At 73.3% G+C, this 19,333-nt stretch carries 19 protein-coding genes; 11 read left to right on the top strand and 8 right to left on the bottom strand.

Translation table 11 applies throughout. From position 1 onward, the window contains the following. Nucleotides 1–34: 34 nt before the first annotated feature. Nucleotides 35–571, top strand: a complete 537-nt coding sequence (locus VGE38_RS15470) for a CinA family protein (protein WP_331143446.1) — start codon at nucleotides 35–37, stop codon at nucleotides 569–571. A gap of 96 nt (nucleotides 572–667) precedes the next feature. Further along, on the top strand, nucleotides 668–973 hold the full coding sequence (locus VGE38_RS15465) for a helix-turn-helix domain-containing protein (protein WP_331143459.1): 306 nt from the start codon (nucleotides 668–670) through the stop codon (nucleotides 971–973). 1 nt (nucleotide 974) lies between these two features. Here VGE38_RS15465 and VGE38_RS15460 read toward each other — a convergent pair whose 3' ends face one another. Genes VGE38_RS15460 through VGE38_RS15450 form a run of 3 tightly spaced genes read right to left on the bottom strand, consistent with a single transcriptional unit; the run spans nucleotide 975 to nucleotide 6,928 of the window. Further along, the gene (locus VGE38_RS15460) at nucleotides 975–1,742 is read right to left on the bottom strand and encodes a DNA-formamidopyrimidine glycosylase family protein (RefSeq protein ID WP_331143445.1); all 768 of its coding nucleotides are present in this window, start codon (nucleotides 1,740–1,742) and stop codon (nucleotides 975–977) included. Continuing rightward, nucleotides 1,729–6,288, bottom strand: coding sequence for an ATP-dependent helicase (locus tag VGE38_RS15455; protein WP_331143444.1), 4,560 nt, complete (start codon nucleotides 6,286–6,288; stop codon nucleotides 1,729–1,731). Before VGE38_RS15455 ends, VGE38_RS15460 begins: the two co-directional genes overlap by 14 nt. Before the next feature lie 43 nt (nucleotides 6,289–6,331). Next, complete coding sequence (locus VGE38_RS15450; protein ID WP_331143443.1) at nucleotides 6,332–6,928, bottom strand: GNAT family N-acetyltransferase; 597 nt, start codon at nucleotides 6,926–6,928, stop codon at nucleotides 6,332–6,334. A gap of 191 nt (nucleotides 6,929–7,119) precedes the next feature. Between VGE38_RS15450 and VGE38_RS15445 the strand changes: the two genes are divergently transcribed. The 8 genes from VGE38_RS15445 (at nucleotide 7,120) to VGE38_RS15410 (ending at nucleotide 13,078) form a co-directional block, all read left to right on the top strand. Beyond that, the gene (locus tag VGE38_RS15445) at nucleotides 7,120–8,478 is read left to right on the top strand and encodes an MSCRAMM family protein (protein WP_331143442.1); all 1,359 of its coding nucleotides are present in this window, start codon (nucleotides 7,120–7,122) and stop codon (nucleotides 8,476–8,478) included. Between the two features lie 84 nt (nucleotides 8,479–8,562). Then, nucleotides 8,563–9,105: a DinB family protein gene (locus tag VGE38_RS15440; RefSeq protein WP_331143441.1), complete on the top strand. Its 543-nt coding sequence runs from the start codon at nucleotides 8,563–8,565 to the stop codon at nucleotides 9,103–9,105. A 43-nt stretch (nucleotides 9,106–9,148) separates the two neighbouring features. After that, nucleotides 9,149–9,343, top strand: a complete 195-nt coding sequence (locus VGE38_RS15435) for a DUF3046 domain-containing protein (RefSeq protein ID WP_331143440.1) — start codon at nucleotides 9,149–9,151, stop codon at nucleotides 9,341–9,343. 242 nt (nucleotides 9,344–9,585) lie between these two features. Continuing rightward, nucleotides 9,586–10,641, top strand: coding sequence for a recombinase RecA (recA, locus tag VGE38_RS15430; protein WP_414690978.1), 1,056 nt, complete (start codon nucleotides 9,586–9,588; stop codon nucleotides 10,639–10,641). Then, nucleotides 10,631–11,365 (top strand): regulatory protein RecX, encoded by a 735-nt coding sequence (locus tag VGE38_RS15425; RefSeq protein ID WP_331143438.1) that lies wholly within the window; start codon nucleotides 10,631–10,633, stop codon nucleotides 11,363–11,365. Before recA ends, VGE38_RS15425 begins: the two co-directional genes overlap by 11 nt. After that, a complete protein-coding gene (locus tag VGE38_RS15420) occupies nucleotides 11,362–11,868 on the top strand; it encodes a phosphoribosyltransferase (RefSeq protein WP_331143437.1) in 507 nt (168 codons plus the stop codon). Before VGE38_RS15425 ends, VGE38_RS15420 begins: the two co-directional genes overlap by 4 nt. Before the next feature lie 11 nt (nucleotides 11,869–11,879). Next, nucleotides 11,880–12,641 carry a HipA family kinase gene (locus VGE38_RS15415; RefSeq protein WP_331143436.1) on the top strand — a complete coding sequence of 254 codons (762 nt, stop codon included), beginning with the start codon at nucleotides 11,880–11,882 and terminating at the stop codon, nucleotides 12,639–12,641. Next, the gene (locus VGE38_RS15410) at nucleotides 12,638–13,078 is read left to right on the top strand and encodes a DUF3037 domain-containing protein (protein ID WP_331143435.1); all 441 of its coding nucleotides are present in this window, start codon (nucleotides 12,638–12,640) and stop codon (nucleotides 13,076–13,078) included. Before VGE38_RS15415 ends, VGE38_RS15410 begins: the two co-directional genes overlap by 4 nt. Before the next feature lie 101 nt (nucleotides 13,079–13,179). Here the strand turns inward: VGE38_RS15410 and VGE38_RS15405 are convergent, their stop codons facing one another. From VGE38_RS15405 to VGE38_RS15390, 4 genes are read right to left on the bottom strand one after another with little or no spacing between them, the layout of a single operon-like run. Further along, nucleotides 13,180–13,923, bottom strand: coding sequence for a sirohydrochlorin chelatase (locus VGE38_RS15405; protein WP_331143434.1), 744 nt, complete (start codon nucleotides 13,921–13,923; stop codon nucleotides 13,180–13,182). A gap of 52 nt (nucleotides 13,924–13,975) precedes the next feature. After that, on the bottom strand, nucleotides 13,976–14,719 hold the full coding sequence (locus VGE38_RS15400) for a phosphoadenylyl-sulfate reductase (protein WP_331143433.1): 744 nt from the start codon (nucleotides 14,717–14,719) through the stop codon (nucleotides 13,976–13,978). Next, nucleotides 14,716–14,907: a hypothetical protein gene (locus VGE38_RS15395; protein ID WP_331143432.1), complete on the bottom strand. Its 192-nt coding sequence runs from the start codon at nucleotides 14,905–14,907 to the stop codon at nucleotides 14,716–14,718. The genes VGE38_RS15400 and VGE38_RS15395 overlap by 4 nt, the downstream gene beginning before the upstream one ends. Further along, nucleotides 14,904–16,646: a nitrite/sulfite reductase gene (locus tag VGE38_RS15390; RefSeq protein WP_331143431.1), complete on the bottom strand. Its 1,743-nt coding sequence runs from the start codon at nucleotides 16,644–16,646 to the stop codon at nucleotides 14,904–14,906. The genes VGE38_RS15395 and VGE38_RS15390 overlap by 4 nt, the downstream gene beginning before the upstream one ends. Nucleotides 16,647–17,011: 365 nt before the next feature. On the opposite strand from VGE38_RS15390, the gene VGE38_RS15385 reads away from it, so the two are divergent. Continuing rightward, a complete protein-coding gene (locus VGE38_RS15385; protein WP_331143430.1) occupies nucleotides 17,012–18,454 on the top strand; it encodes a glycine hydroxymethyltransferase in 1,443 nt (480 codons plus the stop codon). 42 nt (nucleotides 18,455–18,496) lie between these two features. On the opposite strand, the gene VGE38_RS15380 is transcribed toward VGE38_RS15385, so the two are convergent. Next, nucleotides 18,497–19,330, bottom strand: a complete 834-nt coding sequence (locus VGE38_RS15380) for an endo alpha-1,4 polygalactosaminidase (RefSeq protein ID WP_331143429.1) — start codon at nucleotides 19,328–19,330, stop codon at nucleotides 18,497–18,499. Nucleotides 19,331–19,333: the final 3 nt, after the last annotated feature.

Below are 19,333 nucleotides of genomic sequence, written 5' to 3'. Positions count from 1 at the left end.
CGGTCGGTTCGGGCGGCTGTCTACGATCGGGACCATGACAGCCTCCTCAGGCTCCCCGGGGTCCTCCGGCACCGTCGGGCTCGGCCAGCGTGTGCACCTGCTGCTGCGCGCGGAGGGCGCCACCGTCGCGACGGCCGAGTCGCTCACGGGGGGCCGGCTCGCCACGCGGCTCACCGACGTCCCCGGCGCCTCGGAGACCTACCTCGGCGGCGCCGTCACCTACGCGACCCAGCTCAAGGTGGCGATGCTCGGCGTGTCCGAGGACCTCGTGGCCGACCACGGGGTCGTCTCGCCCGAGTGCGCCGAGGCAATGGCCAGCGGAGTGCGCGCTCTCACCGGAGCGACGTACGGCCTGGCCACCACCGGTGTCGCCGGACCCGAGCCGCAGGAGGACCAGCCGGTCGGGACGGTGTACATCGGCGTCGCCGGGCCCGGCTTCGTCGGCTCGGTTCCGCTCAGCCTGAGCGGGAACCGGACGAACATCCAGGAGGAGGCCTGCACCGCAGCGCTGTCGGCGCTGGAGGCCCGATTGATCGAGGCGGAGGGCGCCCAGCTCGCCGTCGCGGAATAACCGGACGGGGTTGCGGGCGTTGTGGCCAGTGACTCGGGTAGCGTGGACACAACCCGCACACCCCCGATGACCCCGATGACGAGGGAGGCAGTCCGCATGGTGCTGTTCCGCCGGCTTCTCGGCGACGTGCTGCGCGCGCAGCGGATGGAGCGCGGGATGACGCTGCGGGAGGTCTCCGCCGAGGCGCGCGTGAGCCTGGGCTACATCTCCGAGATCGAGCGCGGCCAGAAGGAAGCCTCCTCCGAGCTGCTCGCCTCCCTGTGCAGCGCCCTCGACGTGCGGCTGTCCGACGTCCTGCGTGAGGTCTCCGACGCGGTCGCCGTCGAGGAGGCCGCCACGCTCCCCACGCCGATCCCCGTCGCGGTCCGCACGGCCGGCGACGTCGTCGCCTCCGCCGCCTGACCTACGGCACGCGCTCCGGCTGGCACGCCGGGCAGAAGTACGCCGTGCGCTGCTGCCCCTGCGGGCCGGTCTCCAGCGCCGCGACCGGCGTGCCGCAGCGACGGCAGGCGGCCCGCTGCCGCCCGTAGACCGCCAGGGGTGCGGCGCGCCCGCGCCCGTCGGCCGCCTGCCGGAGCTTGAGCCGGGCGACCCGGACGGTGCGGACCAGGTCGGGCACCGCCGCGACCGGCACGAGCGGATGCAGGCCCATCGTGAAGCAGGTCTCGGCCGCCCAGATCGTGCCGAGTCCTGCCAGGCTCGTCTGGTCGCGCAGCGCGTCGAAGACCGGCTCCTCCGGATGGGTCAGCAGGCGGCGTACGGCCTCCTGCTCGTCCCAGTCCTCGCCCAGCAGGTCCGGTCCGAGGTGGCCGACGGCGTCCCGCTCCCGGTCGCGGGGGAGCAGCTCGGTGATGCCGAGCGCGAAGCCGACCGCCTGCGTGTCACCGGCCGTCAGCACCACACGTGCGGTGTGGGCCGGCCGGGGCCAGCGCTGGCCCGGGCCGAGCACCACCCAGGTGCCCTCCATCTTCAGGTGCGTGTGCAGCGTCCACCGCTCGCCGATCCGGGTCAGCAGGTGCTTCCCGCGCGCCACGGTGCCGATGACCGTCTCGCCGGCGAGGTCGGTGGTCGCGAACCGCGGCACCCGCACGTCGGTGCTCGTCAGCACCTTGCCGGTCAGGGCGGTGTCGAGCCGGCGCGCGGTGCGCAGCACGGAGTCACCCTCGGGCATCGCGCATCCGCAGGCCGCGAGGCGTGGGCACGAACCCGGCCAGCTGCAGCGCCTGTCGCAGCGGCGTCTCCCCACCCCCGAGCAGCTGGGCGCCGTCGGCCTTCTCGACCGTCAGCCTGCCCAGCGCCCCGCGGCGCACGGCCTCGGCCAGCCCGGCGGCCGCCGGGGTGAGGACGGCGGGGTCCTCAGACCAGGTCAGCAGGGTCTTGCCGCCTCGCTCGACATAGAGCGCGAGCGCGCCGTCCACGAGTACGACGAGCGCGCCGGCCTTGCGGCCGGGGCGGTGGCCACCGCCGTCGCCCTCGCCGGCGCCCGTCGGGGCCGGCCACGGCAGCGCGGCGCCGTAGGGGTTGGCCGGGTCGGTGGCCGCCAGCGTGACGGCGGTCGGCTTGTGGTCGTCCGATGACGAGCCCGGCGGGACGGCGAAGGTGCGCAGCCGGTCGACGGCGCCGGCGGTGCCGAACTGGGCGGCGCCCAGGCCCTCGATGAAGTAGCCCCGGCGGCAGCGACCGGACTCCTCGAAGGCCGCGAGCACCTTGTAGACCGCCGCGAACCCGCCCGGCGTCCGCTCGCTCACGGCGGCACCGCGGGTGACGATGCCGTGCCGGTCCAACAGCCGCTCGGCCGCGGCGTGCGCCCGGCGCGTCGGGTCGCGGTCGATCGGCGGGAGCAGCGACCATCGTCCGGCGGTCTCGGGCGGTCCGGTGCGCACGGGCATCCGGGGCCGGCTCCCGGCCGTGCGGATGCGCGGCGGCGGCCGGCGGCTGCGGTGGGTCGGCGTGCCGGTGCGGGTCAGGGCCCGCAGCGGGGTGAGGGTGTCGTTGCTGACCCGGCCCGCCCAGACCAGGTCCCACAGCGTCTGCGCCAGCGCCGGGTCGTCGGTGCTGCCGATGTTGTCGCTGAGCTGCCGGAAGAACCACGCACCGCCGGGCTCCAGCGCGTCGAGGACCGACTGCGCGAGCTCGGAGTGCTCCAGGAGGGCCGGTTCGGGCAGCGTCAGGTCGGCGCTGTCGGCGAGGTGCAGCGACACCCAGCCGTCGGAGCCGGGAAGCGCGCCGTGGCCGGACCACAGGACCTCGCCGGAGGCGGTCAGCTCGTCGAGGTACGCCGGCTCGTAGTCGCTCACTCGCGCCGCGAGCACCAGCGGCTCCAGCGCGCTGGCCGGCACCGGAGCCCCGGCGAGCTGGTCGATCGCGGTGAGCACGCCGTCGACGCCGTGGAGGCGACCTCGGCCGCTGCTGGCCGCGACCGCCTGCCACGCGGGCAGGAAGCGAGCGAGCGTGGTGGGCTCGACCGGCTCGATCTCCTTGCGCAGCCGCGCCAGCGAGCGGCGGCGCAGCGTGCGCAGCACCTCCGCGTCACACCATTCCTCGCCGCCCAGGAAGTCGGCGGACCCCGCCGGGCGGAACTCCCCGTCGAGCACGCGCCCCCGGGCGGCGAGCCGCTCCAGGGTGTGACGCACGACCGCGTTGCCGAGGCCGAGGCGTTGGGCCACCTCGTCGGCGGTGAACGGCCCGTGGCTGCGGGCGTAACGACCCACGAGGTCTCCGACCGGGTCCTCGACCGGCTCGGTCAGGACCGAGGGCGTGCCGGGCGGGACGGGCACCCCGAGCCCGTCCCGCAGCCGGGCGACGTCCTCGATGACCGCCCAGCGCTCCTCGCCGGCCATCCGCACCTCGACGATGCGCCGGGCGGCGGCCAGCTCCGAGATCGCCTGCTCGCCGTCGTAGGACCGCTCGAGGATCTCCTCGGTGCTGAGCGGGCCGATCATCCGGACCAGGTCGGCGACGCCCTCGGTGCCGCGCGCCCTGCGCTCCGGCACGCGCCGTTGCAGCTCCTCCTCGAGCTCGGCCAGGACGGCGGGGTCGAGGAGCTCGCGCAGCTCGGCACGGCCGAGCAGCTCCGCCAGCAGCCCCTGGTCGAGTGACAGCGCGGCGGCGCGGCGCTCGGCGATGGGGGAGTCGCCTTCGTACATGAACTGGGCGACGTAGCCGAACAGCAGGGTGCGGGCGTACGGCGACGGCTGCTGCGTCGCCACGTCGACCACCTGCACCTCCCGGCGCTCGACCCGCTGCAGCAGCGCGACGAGGCTGGGGAGGTCGTAGACGTCTCGCAGGCACTCGCGCACGGCTTCCAGGACGATCGGGAAGGAGGGGTACTGCGAGGCGACCTCGAGCAGTGCCGCCGAGCGCTGTCGCTGCTGCCACAGCGGGGACCGGCGGCCCGGGTCGCGCCGGGGCAGCAGCAGCGCACGGGCGGCGCACTCGCGGAACCGGCTGGCGAACAGCGCCGAGCCGCCGACCTCCGTGGTCACGATGTCCTCGATCTCGCCCGGCTCGAAGACGACCAGGTCGCCTCCGGGCGGCTCCGCGTCGGTGTCGGGGATGCGGATCACGATGCCGTCGTCGCTGGCGACGGCCTGACCGTCGACACCGAGACGCTCCCGCAGCCGTGCGTTGATGGCGAGCGCCCAGGGTGCGTGCACGGGGGTGCCGTAGGGGGAGTGCACGACCAGCCGCCAGTCGCCGAGCTCGTCGCGGAAGCGTTCGACCAGCAGGGTGGTGTCGCTGGGCAGCACCTTGGTCGCCTCGGCCTGCTCGCGGACGTAGCCGACGAGGTTGGCCGCCGCCCAGGCATCGAGACCGCCCTCGCGCGCACGCTCCTCGGCACGGCCCGCGGGCAACGCGGCGAGCTCGCGTGTGAGGGCGCCGATGGCCGCGCCGAGCTCGGCCGGCCGGCCGAGGCTGTCGCCCTTCCAGAACGGCAGTCGGCCGGGGACACCCGGCGCCGGGGTGACCAGCACCCGGTCATGGGTGATGTCCTCGATGCGCCAGCTGGTCGCGCCGAGGGCGAAGACGTCGCCGACGCGCGACTCGTAGACCATCTCCTCGTCGAGCTCACCGACCCGGCGGCCGGCACCGGCGTTCTCGTGGGTCGAGCCCGCCGAGACCAGGTAGACGCCGAAGAGACCTCGGTCCGGGATGGTGCCTCCGCTGGTCACGGCCAGGCGCTGGGCGCCGGGGCGCCCGGTGAGGGTGCCCGTCACCCGGTCCCACACGACCCGCGGTCGCAGCTCGGCGAACTCGTCGCTGGGGTAGCGCCCGGCCAGCAGGTCCAAGGTGGCGTCGAAGGCGCTGCGAGGCAGCGAGGTGTACGGCGCCGCGCGGCGGACCAGCGCGTAGAGGTCGTCGACCTGCCAGGCGTCCAGGGCGGTGGCGGCGACGACCTGCTGCGCGAGCACGTCGAGGGGGTTGCTCGGGACGGCGAGTGACTCGATGGCGCCGGTGCGCATGCGCTCCACCGCGACCGCGGTCTGGGCCAGGTCGCCGCGGTGCTTGGGGAACAGCACGCCGCGCGAGACCTCACCCACCTGGTGCCCCGCCCGGCCGACGCGCTGCAGGGCGCTGGCCACGCTCGGCGGGGACTCGATCTGCACCACGAGGTCCACCGCGCCCATGTCGATGCCCAGCTCGAGGCTGCTGGTCGCGACCACGGCCGGGAGCCGGCCGGACTTCAGGTCGTCCTCGATCAGCGCACGCTGCTCCTTGGACACCGAGCCGTGGTGGGCCTTCGCGATGATCGTCGCTGCCTCGGCTCCGGCGCGCTCGGCGGCGATCTCGTTGAGGCGTGCGGTCAGCCGCTCGGCGAGCCGCCGGGAGTTGGCGAAGACGATGGTGGAGCGGTGCTGCTCGATGAGGTCGGCGACCCGCTCCTCGACGTGGGGCCACAGCGACCTCCCGCCGTCGCCGCCGTCCGCGCCGTCCTGGCCGTCCTGGCCGTCCGGGCCGTCCGGGCCGCCTTGGGGCTCGGTCATGTCCTCGACCGGCACGACGACGCGCAGGTCCCAGCGCTTGTCGGCCGGCGGTGCGACGATGTCGACCGGGGCCGTGCCGCCGAGGAAGCGCGCCACCTCCTCCAGCGGCCGCACCGTGGCGCTGAGACCCACCCGCTGGGCGGGCTGCGGCAGGAGTGCGTCGAGCCGTTCCAGCGTGAGGGCCAGGTGAGCGCCGCGCTTGGTGCCGGCGACGGCGTGGACCTCGTCGAGGATGACCGTCTGCACCCCACGCAACGCCTCCCGCGCCTGGCTGGTCAGCATCAGGAACAGTGACTCCGGCGTCGTGATGAGGATGTCGGGCGGTGACGTCGTCAGCCGTCGGCGCTCGGCCGCGGGCGTGTCACCGGACCGGACTCCGACCCGCACGTCACCGGTGGCGACGCCGAGCCGGTCGGCGGTGTGGCGGATGCCGGTGAGCGGCGAGCGCAGGTTGCGCTCGACGTCGACCGCGAGCGCCTTCAACGGCGAGATGTAGAGCACCCGGCACCGCCGCTGCTTGTCGGGCGCCGGCTCGGTGAGCAGCCGGTCGATCGCCCACAGGAACGCGCTCAGCGTCTTGCCGGACCCGGTCGGAGCCACCACGAGCGCGTTGCGACCGGCACCGATCGCCGTCCACGCTCCGACCTGGGCGGGCGTCGGCGCGGCGAAAGCCGCCCCGAACCACTCGCGGGTCGGGGCGCTGAAGCGGGCCATCGGGTCGATGCTCTCCATCCTGCCCCCATCCTTCCCCACGGTGCCGACACCGGCCCGTCCGCTACCGGTGCGGCGGCCACTCCTCGGCCAGCAGCGCGTAGCCGAGACCGTCGAGCCAGGCGCCCGAGCGATGCAGCGACTCCTTGACCAGGTGCTGCTCACGGCGCATGCCGACGCGCTCCATCAGCCGCCACGAGGGTTCGTTGTCGGCGAAGCACAGGGCGTAGACCCGCCGCAGTCCCAGCGGTCCGAAGCACAGGTCGACCAGGGCGCGGACCGTCTCGGTCGCATAGCCGCGGCCACCATGGTCCGGGTCGAAGCACCACCCGAGCTCGGCCTGCGTGCCGCGGGCGGCCTCCCGGACCTCCGCCTGGGCCCAGGCGTCCTCGACCTTGATCATCGCGTCGCCCACGACGATGCCGTCACGCTCGACGATGACCAGGCGATGCGCGAAGTCGCCCTCGACGAAGGCGGCGCGATGGTCGGAGAGCGTCGCGGGCGCGGCGGAGATCCACCGCGTGACGTCGTCGCGCCCGCGGTAGGCCCAGATGAGGTCGAGGTCGGCTTCGCCCGCGCGGCGGAGCAGCAGCCGGTCGGTGCGCACCGGCCAGGAGATCGAGGAGAGCGGGTCGCTCCCGTGGTGGGGGGACGTGGTCACGGCGGAAACCTACGCGTGCGCACCGCCGGTGTGCGCGCGGATATGGACGCACACCCGACGCCCGCCCCCGCTGCCAGCGCCGCGACGGGTGCGGTGGATGGCGCAGACCAAGGATCGGTGTGGTGGAACCACCCAGGACCGACCGTCCTGTGCCGACAGGAGAGGAGACCGCTTCTCTCGGAGGAACCCTCATGCATCTTGCCGTCCCTGCCCGCCGACGCCGCACACCGGCGGCCGTGGCCCTCGTGAGCGCACTCGTCATCGCCCTGGCGCCGCTCGCGCCGGCCGCCGCCGTCGAGGCCACCGTCGATCCCGATCCCAGTCCCGGGCACATCGTCGTCACCGTGACCGACGAGCGCACCGACGCGCCGCTGCCCGACGCGGAGGTGGCGCTCCACCCGGTCGACTGGGACGGTCTCGCCGCTCCGCTCGCCACCGTCACGACCGACCCCGACGGCCACGCCGATCTGGACGGCACCCTGCTCGCGCCCGCGGGTCCGTACGCCATCCAGGTGAGCGCCGCCGGGCACGAGACCCGGTGGGCTGCCGACGCGTCCGATCTCGCGCTCGCCACGGCGTACGCCTTCGACGCCACGGCCGGCCAGGCCGTCGCGGTCGCACTGCCCCCGCTCAAGGGCGCCGTCACCGGCGCCGTGGTCGCTGCCGAGACGGGCGAGCCGCTGCACTGGGCCGAGGTCTGCGCCGCCGCGGCCGGCGAGGACGGCGCGGTCCCCGACGTGTGGAGCTGCCGGTGGAGCAACGCCGAAGGAGCATTCACGCTGCCGGTGCACGCCGGTACCTACGTCGTCCGCCTGCGCGCCGCGGAGCGCGCCGCACACCACCTGGCAGCCCCCGTCGTCGTCGAGGCCGGTCAGACGGTCGACACCGGCGAGATCCCCCTCGAGCTGCTGCCGGAGCTGGTGCCGACCGCGCCGGCGACGGTCTCCACCGCCACCCCGGTGGTCGGCTCCCCGGTCACGGTGACCCTGCCCACCTTCGCGGACCCGAGCGTCCACACCACCGTGGCATGGTTCGCCGGCGAGCGCCGCAAGCCGGTCGCCACCACGGTCAGCTTCGTCCCGGCCAGGCAGTACGCCGGCGCGGTACTGCGCGTCGCGCTGGTCTCGACCCTGCCTGGCCACCGCACGCGCACCCAGGAGATCCTCGTCGGCACGGTGACAGGGCCGCGCGGACCCGTCACCAAGCCCGGCAAGCCGGAGAAGCCGGTCAAGCCGCCCAAGCCGGTCAAGCCGGGGAAGCCCGAGAAGCCGGGCAAGCCGCGCCACGCCGCTCCGGTCGTCCAGGCCCCGGCCCCGGTCGCGGCGGCGAGGATCGGCAGCGTGGCGAAGGTCAGCGCTCCGGTGGTCGCCGCAGGCGCGACGGTGTCCTACCAGTGGCTGGCCGACGGCAAGCCGGTCAAGCGGACCACGAGGCCGGCGTACCGCATCGGGCCGCGGCTGCGGGGCGAGGCCGTGGCCGTGCGGGTCACCGTCACGAAGCCAGGCCACGCGTCGTACGTGAAGGTCCTCCGGCTCGGCCGGGCGCGCTGACCGGCGCCGGTCTGGCTCCATCTCGACGGAGCCTGGCCGGAACGGGTACGGCGGCCGGCCGCCGGGCGCTGGGAGGATCGCGCCGTGACCAGTGAGAGCGAGATCGTCCCGGACACCAAGGACTGGACCTGGGTGCTCGACGCGCCGTGTCCCGAGTGCGGCTTCGTGGCGGCCGAGGTCGGCGTCGACCTGCTGGGCCCGATGGTCCGCGACACCGCGACCGCCTTCGAGGCCGCACTCGGCGCTCCTGGCGCGGCGACCCGCCCGTCCGCTGGGCGGTGGTCGGTGCTGGAGTACGCCTGCCACGTGCGGGACGTGCACCGCATTTTCGCCGAGCGGATCCGCCTGATGCTCACCGAGGACGAGCCACGCTTCCCCAACTGGGACCAGGACGAGGCGGCTGTCGTCGGGCGGTACGCGGAGCAGGACCCCTCGGTGGTCGCGCGCGAGCTGCTCGACGCGGCCGCCGCCGTGGCCGACGCCTACGACGCGGTGCCGCCCGACGCGTGGGGCCGACGCGGGATCCGCAGCAACGGCAGCGAGTTCACCGTCGAGACCCTCGGGCGCTACCACCTGCACGACGTGGTGCACCACCGCGGGGACGTCGCCGGCGTGCGTGCCGGCTGAGGCCGCCCAGCGCTGCGTCGTCGGCGCGAGCCATGATGGGGGCATGAGGCACACCGAGTTCTGGAACCGGATGAGCGAGGCGCTCGGCTCCGGCTACGCCGAGGTGTGGGCCGAGCAGTACGTCATGGCGGAGCTCGGCGGCCGCACCGCCCGGGAGGCGCTGGACGCCGGCGTCCAGCCCAAGCAGGTGTGGGCCGCCGTCTGGCGCGCGCTCGACCTTCCCGCCCGCGACCGCTGACCTCCCGCAGCGCGTCGAGCGATGCCGGAGGTACGACGACACGCCGTCGCCCCACAACCCGGATCGAACATCTGTTCGGGCTACAGTGGAGCGACAGATGGCGCGCTGGCGACGCGGTCCACAGGGGCCAGAGGTGGCGCACCGACACTGTCGGTGGCTGCGTCTAGCGTCCAGCCTTGATGACGACGACACGAGGAAAAGTGAAGAAGACGGCTGGGGCCAAGGGCTCCGAAGGAAGGAACATCATGGCTGGTGGAGACCGCGAGAAGGCGCTGGACGCCGCTCTCGCCAACATCGAGCGGCAGTTCGGCAAGGGCTCGGTCATGCGGCTGGGCGACGACTCCCGTGCGCCGCTGGAGGTGATCCCGACCGGTGCGATCGCGCTCGACGTCGCGCTCGGCATCGGCGGCCTCCCGCGCGGCCGCGTCGTGGAGATCTACGGTCCGGAGTCCTCCGGTAAGACCACGGTCGCCCTGCACGCGGTCGCCAACGCCCAGCGCGCCGGTGGCGTGGTGGCCTTCGTCGACGCCGAGCACGCGCTCGACCCGGAGTACGCCAAGGCGCTCGGCGTGGACACCGACGCCCTGCTCGTGTCGCAGCCCGACTCCGGTGAGCAGGCGCTGGAGATCGCCGACATGCTGATCCGCTCCGGCGCCCTCGACCTCATCGTCATCGACTCCGTGGCCGCGCTCGTGCCCCGCGCCGAGATCGAGGGCGAGATGGGCGACAGCCACGTCGGTCTCCAGGCCCGCCTGATGAGCCAGGCGCTGCGCAAGATGACCGGGGCGCTCAACAACTCCAAGACGCCCGCGATCTTCATCAACCAGCTGCGCGAGAAGATCGGCGTGATGTTCGGCTCGCCGGAGACCACCACGGGTGGTCGGGCGCTGAAGTTCTACTCCTCGGTCCGCCTCGACGTGCGCCGCATCGAGACGCTCAAGGACGGCACCGACATGGTCGGCAACCGCACCCGCGTCAAGGTCGTCAAGAACAAGGTCGCCCCGCCGTTCAAGCAGGCCGAGTTCGACATCATGTACGGCCAGGGCATCAGCCGTGAGGGCGGGCTGATCGACGTCGGCGTCGAGGCCGGCCTGATCCGCAAGGCCGGCGCCTGGTTCACCTACGAGGGCGACCAGCTCGGCCAGGGCAAGGAGAACGCCCGTAACTTCCTGCGCGACAACCCCGATCTCGCCAACGAGCTCGAGAAGAAGATCCTCGAGAAGCTCGGTGTGGGGCCGTCGGTCGACATGCCGGAGGCCGAGGCGCCGGCCGCGCCGATCGGTGTCGATGACTTCTGATCGACAGGCTCGACCACCGAGTCTCGACGGCGCTCGACCACCGAGTCTCGGCGGCGCTCGACCGCCGAGTCTCGACGGCGCTCGACCACCGGGCGACATCCCTGACTTCGTCGAAGGGGAGTGGCTCGGCGATGTCAGCGTCGGCGTCGACGCCTGGACCAGGCGCGGTGGCGGCGAGGGGACGACCCCGCCGCCACCGGAGGCCCGCCCGGAGGAGCCGGGGGACGAGGCATCACGAAGTGACGCCGAGGCGTTCGCCCGCAAGATCCTGCTTGACCAGCTGACCGGGCAGGCCCGCAGCCGCAAGGAGCTGGCGGAGCGGCTGGCGAAGAAGAACGTCCCGGACGACCTCGCAGCCCGGTTGCTCGACCGGTTCGAGGAGGTCGGCCTCATCGACGACGCGGCCTTCGCGCGCGCCTGGGTGGCCAGCCGCGGTCGTGCCGAGGGCCGGGCGCTCGCGCGGCGTGCGCTGGCGCAGGAGCTGCGCCGCAAGGGCGTGGCCGACGAGGTGGCCCGTGAGGCGCTCGACGAGATCGATCCCGCCGAGGAGGAGGCCGCGGCGCGCGCGCTGGTGCGTCGCAAGCTGCGCTCGATGGGCTCTCTGGCGCCCGAGGTCCGCACCCGCCGGCTGCTCGGCATGCTGGCGCGCAAGGGGTACCCCGGCTCGCTGGCGATGGCCGCGATCCGGAGCGAGATGGCCGACGTGCCAGAATCCGAGGTGTGACCACACCCGCCCCGGCCGACCGGGAGATCCTCACCTACGAGCTCTTCGGCACCGCGGTCCGCGACATCGCCCAGCAGGTGGTGGACGCCGGCTACGAGCCCGACCTGGTGCTCTCCATCGCGCGGGGCGGGCTCGGCCTCGGGATGGGCCTGGGATACGCCCTCGACGTCAAGAACCTCTCCGCGGTCAACGTCGAGTTCTACACCGGGATCGAGCAGCGCCTCGACGTCCCGATCATGCTGCCGCCGACGCCCGCGGCCGTGGACCTGACCGGCTTGAAGGTGCTGATCGCTGACGACGTCGCCGACACCGGCAAGACGCTCGAGATCGTGCACCAGTTCTGCGAGGGCCACGTCGCCGAGGCCCGTACCGCGGTGATCTTCGAGAAGCCGTGGACGGTCATCAACGCCGACTTCGTCTGGAAGCGCACCGACCGGTGGATCGACTTCCCGTGGTCATCGACCCCGCCGCTGGTCAACCGCCACGGCGGGCTGGCTCATTGATCCCGCTCGCGGTGACCCTGCCGCGGATCACGGTCACGCGCTACGTCACGCCGCTGCGTGAGGGCGGCAGCCTGCCCGGGATCGTGGAGGGCGACGACCTGGGCACCTACGTCTGCAAGTTCCGGGGAGCCGGCCAGGGGCTCCGCGTCCTGGTCGCCGAGGTCGTGGTGGCCGGCCTGGCTCGTGCCCTGGACATCCCCACGCCCGACCAGGTCGAGCTCGACCTGGATCCGCAGCTCGCGCGCTACGAGGCCGACGAGGAGGTCCAGGACCTGCTCAACGCCAGCAGCGGCTCCAACCTCGGCATCGACTTCCTGCCGGGCTCCTTCGGGTACGACGCCGCGTGCGAGCCGGACCCCGACCTGGCAGGGCGGATCCTGTGGCTCGACGCCCTGTGCGCCAATGTCGACCGCAGCTGGCGCAATCCCAACCTGCTGGTCTGGGGCGGCACCGTGCAGGCCATCGACCATGGGGCCTCGCTCTACTTCCACCACTCCTGGCCCGGTGGCAGCGCCAGCGCGGAGCGCTTCGCGGCCCAGCCCTACGACGCCTCTGAGCACGTGCTGCGAGCGTTCACGGCCCAGGCGCGGTCGCAGGACGCCTCGTTGGCCGAGCGGCTGAGCGACGACGTCCTGGCCGCGGTCGCGGCCGCCGTACCCGACGCGTGGCTGGAGCCGGTCCCCGGGGCGGAGAACGCCGCCGCCGTCCGGGCGCGCTACGCGGCGTTCCTGCGCGCCCGCCTCGACGGCGGACGGGGGTGGCTGCCGGCATGACCCAACACCCCGACCAGCACCCCGACCAGCATCCCTACCAGTACACCGTGCTGCGCTGCGTGCCGCGCGTGGAGCGCGAGGAGTTCGTCAACGTCGGCGTGGTGCTCTACTGCCCCGGTCGGGAGTTTCTCGGCGCCGCCTGGCACCTCGACGAGGCCCGGCTACGCGCCTTTGCGCCGGAGCTCGACGTGCCCGCCGTGCGCGCGGCGCTGCAGGCCGTCGACCTGGTCTGTGCCGGCGAGGCGCATACCGGCTATGCCGGCGCGGTCCGCGCCACGGCGTACGGCGTCCGCGTCCTGAGTGACACGCAGAGCTCGCGCTTCGGGTTCCTCAAGGCGCCGCGCAGCACCGTGCTGCAGCCGGGGCCGGTGCACGGCGGCATCACGGTCGATCCCGCCGTCGAGCTGGAACGGCTGGTGCAGGGACTCGTTCGCTGAGGCTACTGGGTCTCGACACGCGCCGTCGCGACCTCGTTCCTCGGTCGCGGGCGCTGCTCGACCACCGATCACGTCGTCCGCTGGCGCGTCCGCCGTCGCCGTCAGACCGGAACGAGCTCGACGGCCCCGACGGCGTAGCGCGCGAGGATGGTCCGGGCCAGCTCGGGGTGCGCCCCCAGGGGCTCGGAGACCGCGACGGCGCCGGCCTCGAGCGCGAGCTCGGCGGCTCGGTCGGGGAGCCACCCGGGCGCGAGGAACAGGGACGCCACGGCGATGTGCCGACGACCCTCGGCGCGGAAGGCTCGCACCGCCTCGCCGGTGGCCGGCGGGGTGGCGGAGGCGTAGGCCGCCACGACCGGGAGCTTGTGGTGGGCGCCCCACGTGCGGGCCAGCCGGGCCACCGACTGGTTGGCCAGCGGGTCGCTGGAGCCGGCGGCGGCCAGCACGAGCGCGTCCAGCTCGCGCACGCGAGCCTGGCGTAGGGCGTCCCGCATCCGCACGTCGAGGACCTCCAGGAAGCGTGGCTCCAGGCCCAGCACGTCGGTGGCGCGGATCTGCACCCCGGGGTGCTTGGCGGCTGCCGCGGCGATGGCGGACGGGACGTCGACCTTGGCGTGGTAGGCCTCGGTGAGCAGGAGCGGGACCACGACGATCTCGTCGTGGCCGGCGCGGACGAGGCGGTCCACGACCGTCTGGAGCGACGGCTTGGAGAGCTCCAGGAACGCCTGCTCGATGCGGAGGTCTGGGCGCATCGCGCGCGCCTCGCCGACCAGGGCGGTGATGGTGGCGGCCGAGCGCGGGTCCCGCGACCCGTGGGCCAGGGCGATCAGGGCGGGAGCAGCCATGTTCGTGTGCCTTTCGTGCTGCGGGGGAGTCGGTGGGTTCTCGGGGCGGCCGTCAGGTGTGGATGCCGCACTCGGTCTTGCCGGTGCCGGCCCAGCGTCCGCTGCGCGGGTCCTCGCCCGGCGCGACCCGGCGGGTGCACGGCTCGCAGCCGATGGACGGATAGCCGTCGTAGACGAGCGGGTTGACCAGCACGCCGTTCTCGACGATGTACTGCTCCACCTGCTCGTCGGACCATCGTGCGATGGGGGAGACCTTGACCTTTCCCTTCTTCGCGTCCCAGCCGACGACCGGCGCGATCACCCGGTTGTGCGTCTCGGCGCGCCGCAGCCCGGTGGCCCAGGCGTCGTACCCCGCCAGCGAGTCCTGCAGCGGCTGCACCTTGCGCAGCCGGCAGCACAGGTCGGGGTCGGTGCGGTAGAGGTCCTGGCCGTACGCCGCGTCCTGCTCGGCCACGCTCTGCACCGGCGTGATCGTGATCAGGTTGACGTCCAGCGTGGCGGCGACCGCGTCGCGGGTGCCGATGGTCTCGACGAAGTGGTAGCCGGTGTCGAGGAAGACGACGTCGACACCCGGGACCACCTTGGCGGCCAGGTGCGCCAGCACCGCGTCGCCCATGGACGAGGTGATGCAGAACCGCTCGCCGAAGGTGGCGGCGGCCCACTCGATGATGGTCTCCGCCGGCGCCAGCTCGAGCTCGGCGCCCCAGTGCGACACGATCTCGCGCAGCTCCTCCGGCGAGCGACCGCCGGTGTGGATGGCGCGGTTCGCGCGGGCGGTGGCGGTGGAGGCGCTCACGGGGTCACCCCGCCCGGCCGCGGGATCATGCCGAGCGACTTCAGCGAGAACGCCCGCAGGCACGCGCGGCACTCCCACGACCCGTGCGGCGAGGTGACCTCGCCGGCCTCGTCGACCACCTCGTGCGGGCGCAGGTCCTCCTCCCCGCAGAACGGGCAGAGGAACGGGGTGACGCGCGAGCCGGTCATACCGTCACCAGCTGCTCTTCGCCGAGCTCGTCGAGCCGCTGGTCGCCGCGCAGCAGCGCCTCGTCGGCACGCGCGACCCACGCGGCGAAGGCCTCGCCGTCGGTCCGGTCGGCGAGGTAGTTGCCCACCACCACGGTGATGTAGTCGTCGAGGCCGGCGCTGGTGACCTTGTGGGCGCGCAGCTTGCGGCCGAAGCCGGCCGTGAGCCCGATCCCGCCGCCCAGGTGCACCTGGAATCCCTCGACCTGCTCGCCCCGCTCGTCCAGGACCAGCTGGCCCTTGAGGCCGATGTCGGCGACCTGGGTGCGGGCGCAGGAGTTCGGGCACCCGTTGACGTTGACGGTGATCGGCGTGTCCAGGCCCGGGAAGCGGCGCTCGAGCTCGTCGATGAGGTCGCTCGCCCGCTGCTTGGTGTCGACGATGGCCAGCTTGCAGAACTCGATGCCGGTGCAGGCCATCGTGGAGCGGCGCCAGTTCGAGGGTCGGCCGGTCAGGCCGATGACCTCGAGGTCGTCGAGGAGCGCCTCGACCTTGTCGCCCTCCACGCCCAGGACCACGAGCTTCTGGTACGACGTCAGTCGCACGCCGTCGGCGGCGTACCGCTCCACCAGGTCGCCCAGAGCGGTCAGGATGGCACCGCTGACGCGGCCGACCGTGGGGGCGGCGCCGACGTAGAAGCGGCCGTCCTTCTGCTCGTGGACGCCGATGTGGTCGCCGTTGCGGGCCGCGGTCCGGGGCGACTCGCAGTCGACCAGGGACCGGCCGAGGTACTCCTTCTCGAGGACCTCGCGGAACTTCGCCACACCCCAGTCGGCGACCAGGAACTTCAGCCGCGCCCGCGAGCGCAGCCGGCGGTAGCCGTAGTCGCGGAAGATCCCGATGACGCCTTCCCACACGTCGGGGACCTCATCGAGGGGGACCCAGACGCCGAGCTTCTGGGCGAGCATCGGGTTCGTCGACAGGCCGCCGCCGACCCACAGGTCGAAGCCGGGCCCGTGCTCGGGGTGGACCACCCCGACGAACGAGACGTCGTTGATCTCGGGCGCGCCGTCGAGCGAGGGGTGGCCGGAGACGGAGGTCTTGAACTTGCGCGGGAGGTTGGAGTACGCCGGGTGGTTGATGTAGCGGCGCTTGATCTCCTCCAGCGCGCTCGTGCCGTCGATGATCTCGTCGGCGGCGACGCCGGCGAGAGGCGAGCCGAGGAAGCCGCGCGGGCTGTCGCCGCAGGCCTCGGTCGTGTCGAGGCCGACCGCGGCGAGCCGGTCCCAGATCTCGGGGACGTTCTCGATGTCGATCCAGTGGTACTGGATGTTCTGCCGGTCGGTGATGTCGGCGGTGCCGCGGGCGAAGTCCGACGAGATCCCGCCCAGGGTGCGCAGCTGCGCGGGCCCCAGCAGAGCGCCGTCGGAGCGGACCCGCATCATGAAGTAGCGGTCGTCGAGCTCCTCCTCGGCCAGCGCCCCGGTCTTGCCGCCGTCGATGCCGGGACGGCGCTGGGTGTAGAGGCCCATCCAGCGGAAGCGACCGCGCAGGTCGGCCGGGTCGATGGAGTCGAAGCCACGCTTGGAGTAGATGTGGAGGATCCGCTCCCGCACGTTGAGCGGGTCGTCGTCCTTCTTGGACTGCTCGTTCTTGTTGAGCGGCTCGGTGTAGCCGAGCGCCCACTGCCCCTCGCCACGCTTGGTGCGCGGGATCTCGGTGTGCTGGGGCGGCTGGGGCTTGAAGCGCAGATCAGGCATGGCGGAGAGGTCCTTCGCTGAAGGGGCGCGCAGGTGCGCGGAGACGTCCGGGTGTCGGGGGTCAGGCGTCAGCGAGGCCAACACATCATGCTGCGGGTGCGCCCGAAGTCCACGTGGCGGCGAACCACGAGGTGCGCATGGGTGGCAGCAGTGACCATGTCAAGGAGTCTCAGGGCTCGGACGGGCTGTCCACAACCGCGAATCTCGTGATGCGAGACCTTTGTCCGACATTCGAGACGAATCTCCGGGACCCCCGCCGCAGGTGTGACGGAGGTCGCAGTGAGCCGCTGCCGCGCGCCCGCCGGGCGACCGAGCCGCGGACGGGATTGGTCGCCGGCGCGCGCCGCTCACTACGCTTGTGTGCCATGGCCGACCTCAACGCCCTGACGAGCAGCGCTTACACCCAGGCCCTGGAGGTCATCGCCTCCGTCGAGCCCCGTGTCGCGGAGGCGACCCGGCGCGAACTGGCCGACCAGCGCGCCTCGCTCAAGCTCATCGCCAGCGAGAACTACGCCTCGCCGGCCGTGCTGCTCACCATGGGCACCTGGTTCAGCGACAAGTACGCCGAGGGCACGGTCGGCCACCGGTTCTACGCCGGCTGCCAGAACGTCGACACCGTCGAGGCGCTCGCCGCCCAGCACGCCCGCGAGCTGTTCGGCGCCGAGTACGCCTACGTCCAGCCGCACTCCGGCATCGACGCCAACCTGACGGCGTACTGGGCGATCCTGGCGCACCGCGTCGAGGGCCCCTGGCTCAAGGACGCCGGCGTGAAGAACATGAACGAGCTCTCCGAGGCCGACTGGGAGCGGCTCCGCGGCGAGCTGGGCAACCAGCGCCTGCTCGGCATGAGCCTCGATGCGGGCGGCCACCTCACCCACGGCTTCCGCCCCAACATCTCGGGCAAGATGTTCCACCAGCAGCAGTACGGCACCGACCCGGAGACCGGGCTCCTCGACTACGACGCGGTGCGCGCCAAGGTCCGTGAGTTCAAGCCGCTCATCCTGGTCGCCGGCTACTCCGCCTACCCCCGCCGGATCGACTTCGCGAAGATGCGCGAGATCGCCGACGAGGTCGGCGCCACCCTCATGGTCGACATGGCCCACTTCGCCGGCCTGGTAGCCGGCAAGGTCTTCACCGGCAACGAGGACCCGGTGCCGCACGCCCACGTCGTCACCTCGACCTCCCACAAGTCACTGCGCGGCCCGCGCGGCGGCTTCATCCTCGCCACCGAGGAGTACGCCCCGAGCGTCGACCGCGGCTGCCCGATGGTCCTGGGCGGCCCGCTGTCGCACGTGATGGCCGCCAAGGCCGTCGCCTTCGCCGAGGCCAAGCAGGCGTCCTTCCAGACCTACGCCCAGCAGGTGGCCGACAACGCCCAGAGCCTCGCCGAGAGCTTCAAGAAGCGCGGCATCAAGCTGGTCACCGACGGCACCGACAACCACATCGTCCTCCTGGACGTCTCGCCGCTCGGCCTCACCGGCCGGCAGGCGGAGTCGGCGCTGCTCGAGTCCGGTGTGGTGACCAACCGCAACTCGGTCCCCGCCGACCCGAACGGCGCCTGGTACACCTCCGGCGTCCGGCTCGGCACCCCGGCGCTCACCACGCGCGGCCTGGGCGCCGACGAGTTCGACCAGGTGGCCGAGCTCATCGCCGGTGTCCTCAAGAGCACCACGCCCGGCACGACCTCGGCCGGGGCGCCCAGCAAGGCGTCGTACGTCATGGCCGACGGCGTCGCCGAGCGGACCAAGTCCGCCGCCGCGGAGCTGATGGACAAGTTCCCGCTCTACCCCGGCCTCGACCTCAGCTGAGGTTGCGGCCCGGGCCGGGGCCGGGCCTGGGTCGGGGGCTCCTCAGCAGCTGCGGTAGACGTACCCCGGGCGCCCGGCAGGCACCAGGTCGCGGTCGCGCAGCAACACCGCCCGTCGGCCCGCGGCCGCCCGGCAGGCCGCGGGGTACGTCGCCAGGCCGTTGTCGGTGTACTCGATCTCCAGCACGTGGTCGCCGTAGACCCGCGTGTAGGCGCCGCACTCGCGCCACACGGCGCACTCCTCGGCCACCGCGAAGTCGAGACCGCGCCGGTGGGCGCGCCCGCTCAGCTCGGCGGCGTTCTTCTGCGCGATCGCGAGCCCGTGCCGGTGCGCCCGGCGCGCCAACAGGCCCGCGAGCCGGAGGTTGTGCACCGGCGCGAGCCGGCCGCGGGAGCGGGCGTAGGAGTCCAGGTTGTCGGGCTCGACGGCGCGGAAGCCGGCGGCCGCGCATCGGTCGATCCACCGCCCGACGATGCGGGCGATCGCGCGCCGCTTGCGCGGCGTGGAGGTGTCGAGCAGGGTCTCGCCCCACGCCGCGTCGCGCACCTCCCTGCCGTGGGCGCGCAGCAGCAGACCAGGGTGGTGCCGTCGCCACCATCCCGTCCGGTGCGGCTGGGTCTGGAAGGCGTTGACGTAGCAGATGTTGTAGGCGCCCGGAACCGGCGGCTCGGTCCGGTCGCGCACGACGACGCCGACCCCTACGGGTGGCGGGTAGGCCCCGCCGAGCTGGTAGTCGAACGGCGTCGTGGGCGGCAGCTGCACCGGCGCCGCGGTGCCGGTGCCGGCCACCGCGACCGGCAGCGTCACGGCGACGAGCAGCGCCATGAGGATGCCGGCCGCGACGCGCCCGCGGTGACCGGGTCGTGCGATGCGCATGGT

This window comes from Nocardioides sp. (genome assembly GCF_036405735.1).
In the GTDB taxonomy this organism is placed as follows: domain Bacteria; phylum Actinomycetota; class Actinomycetes; order Propionibacteriales; family Nocardioidaceae; genus Nocardioides.
This window is presented reverse-complemented; position numbering and strand designations above follow the sequence as displayed.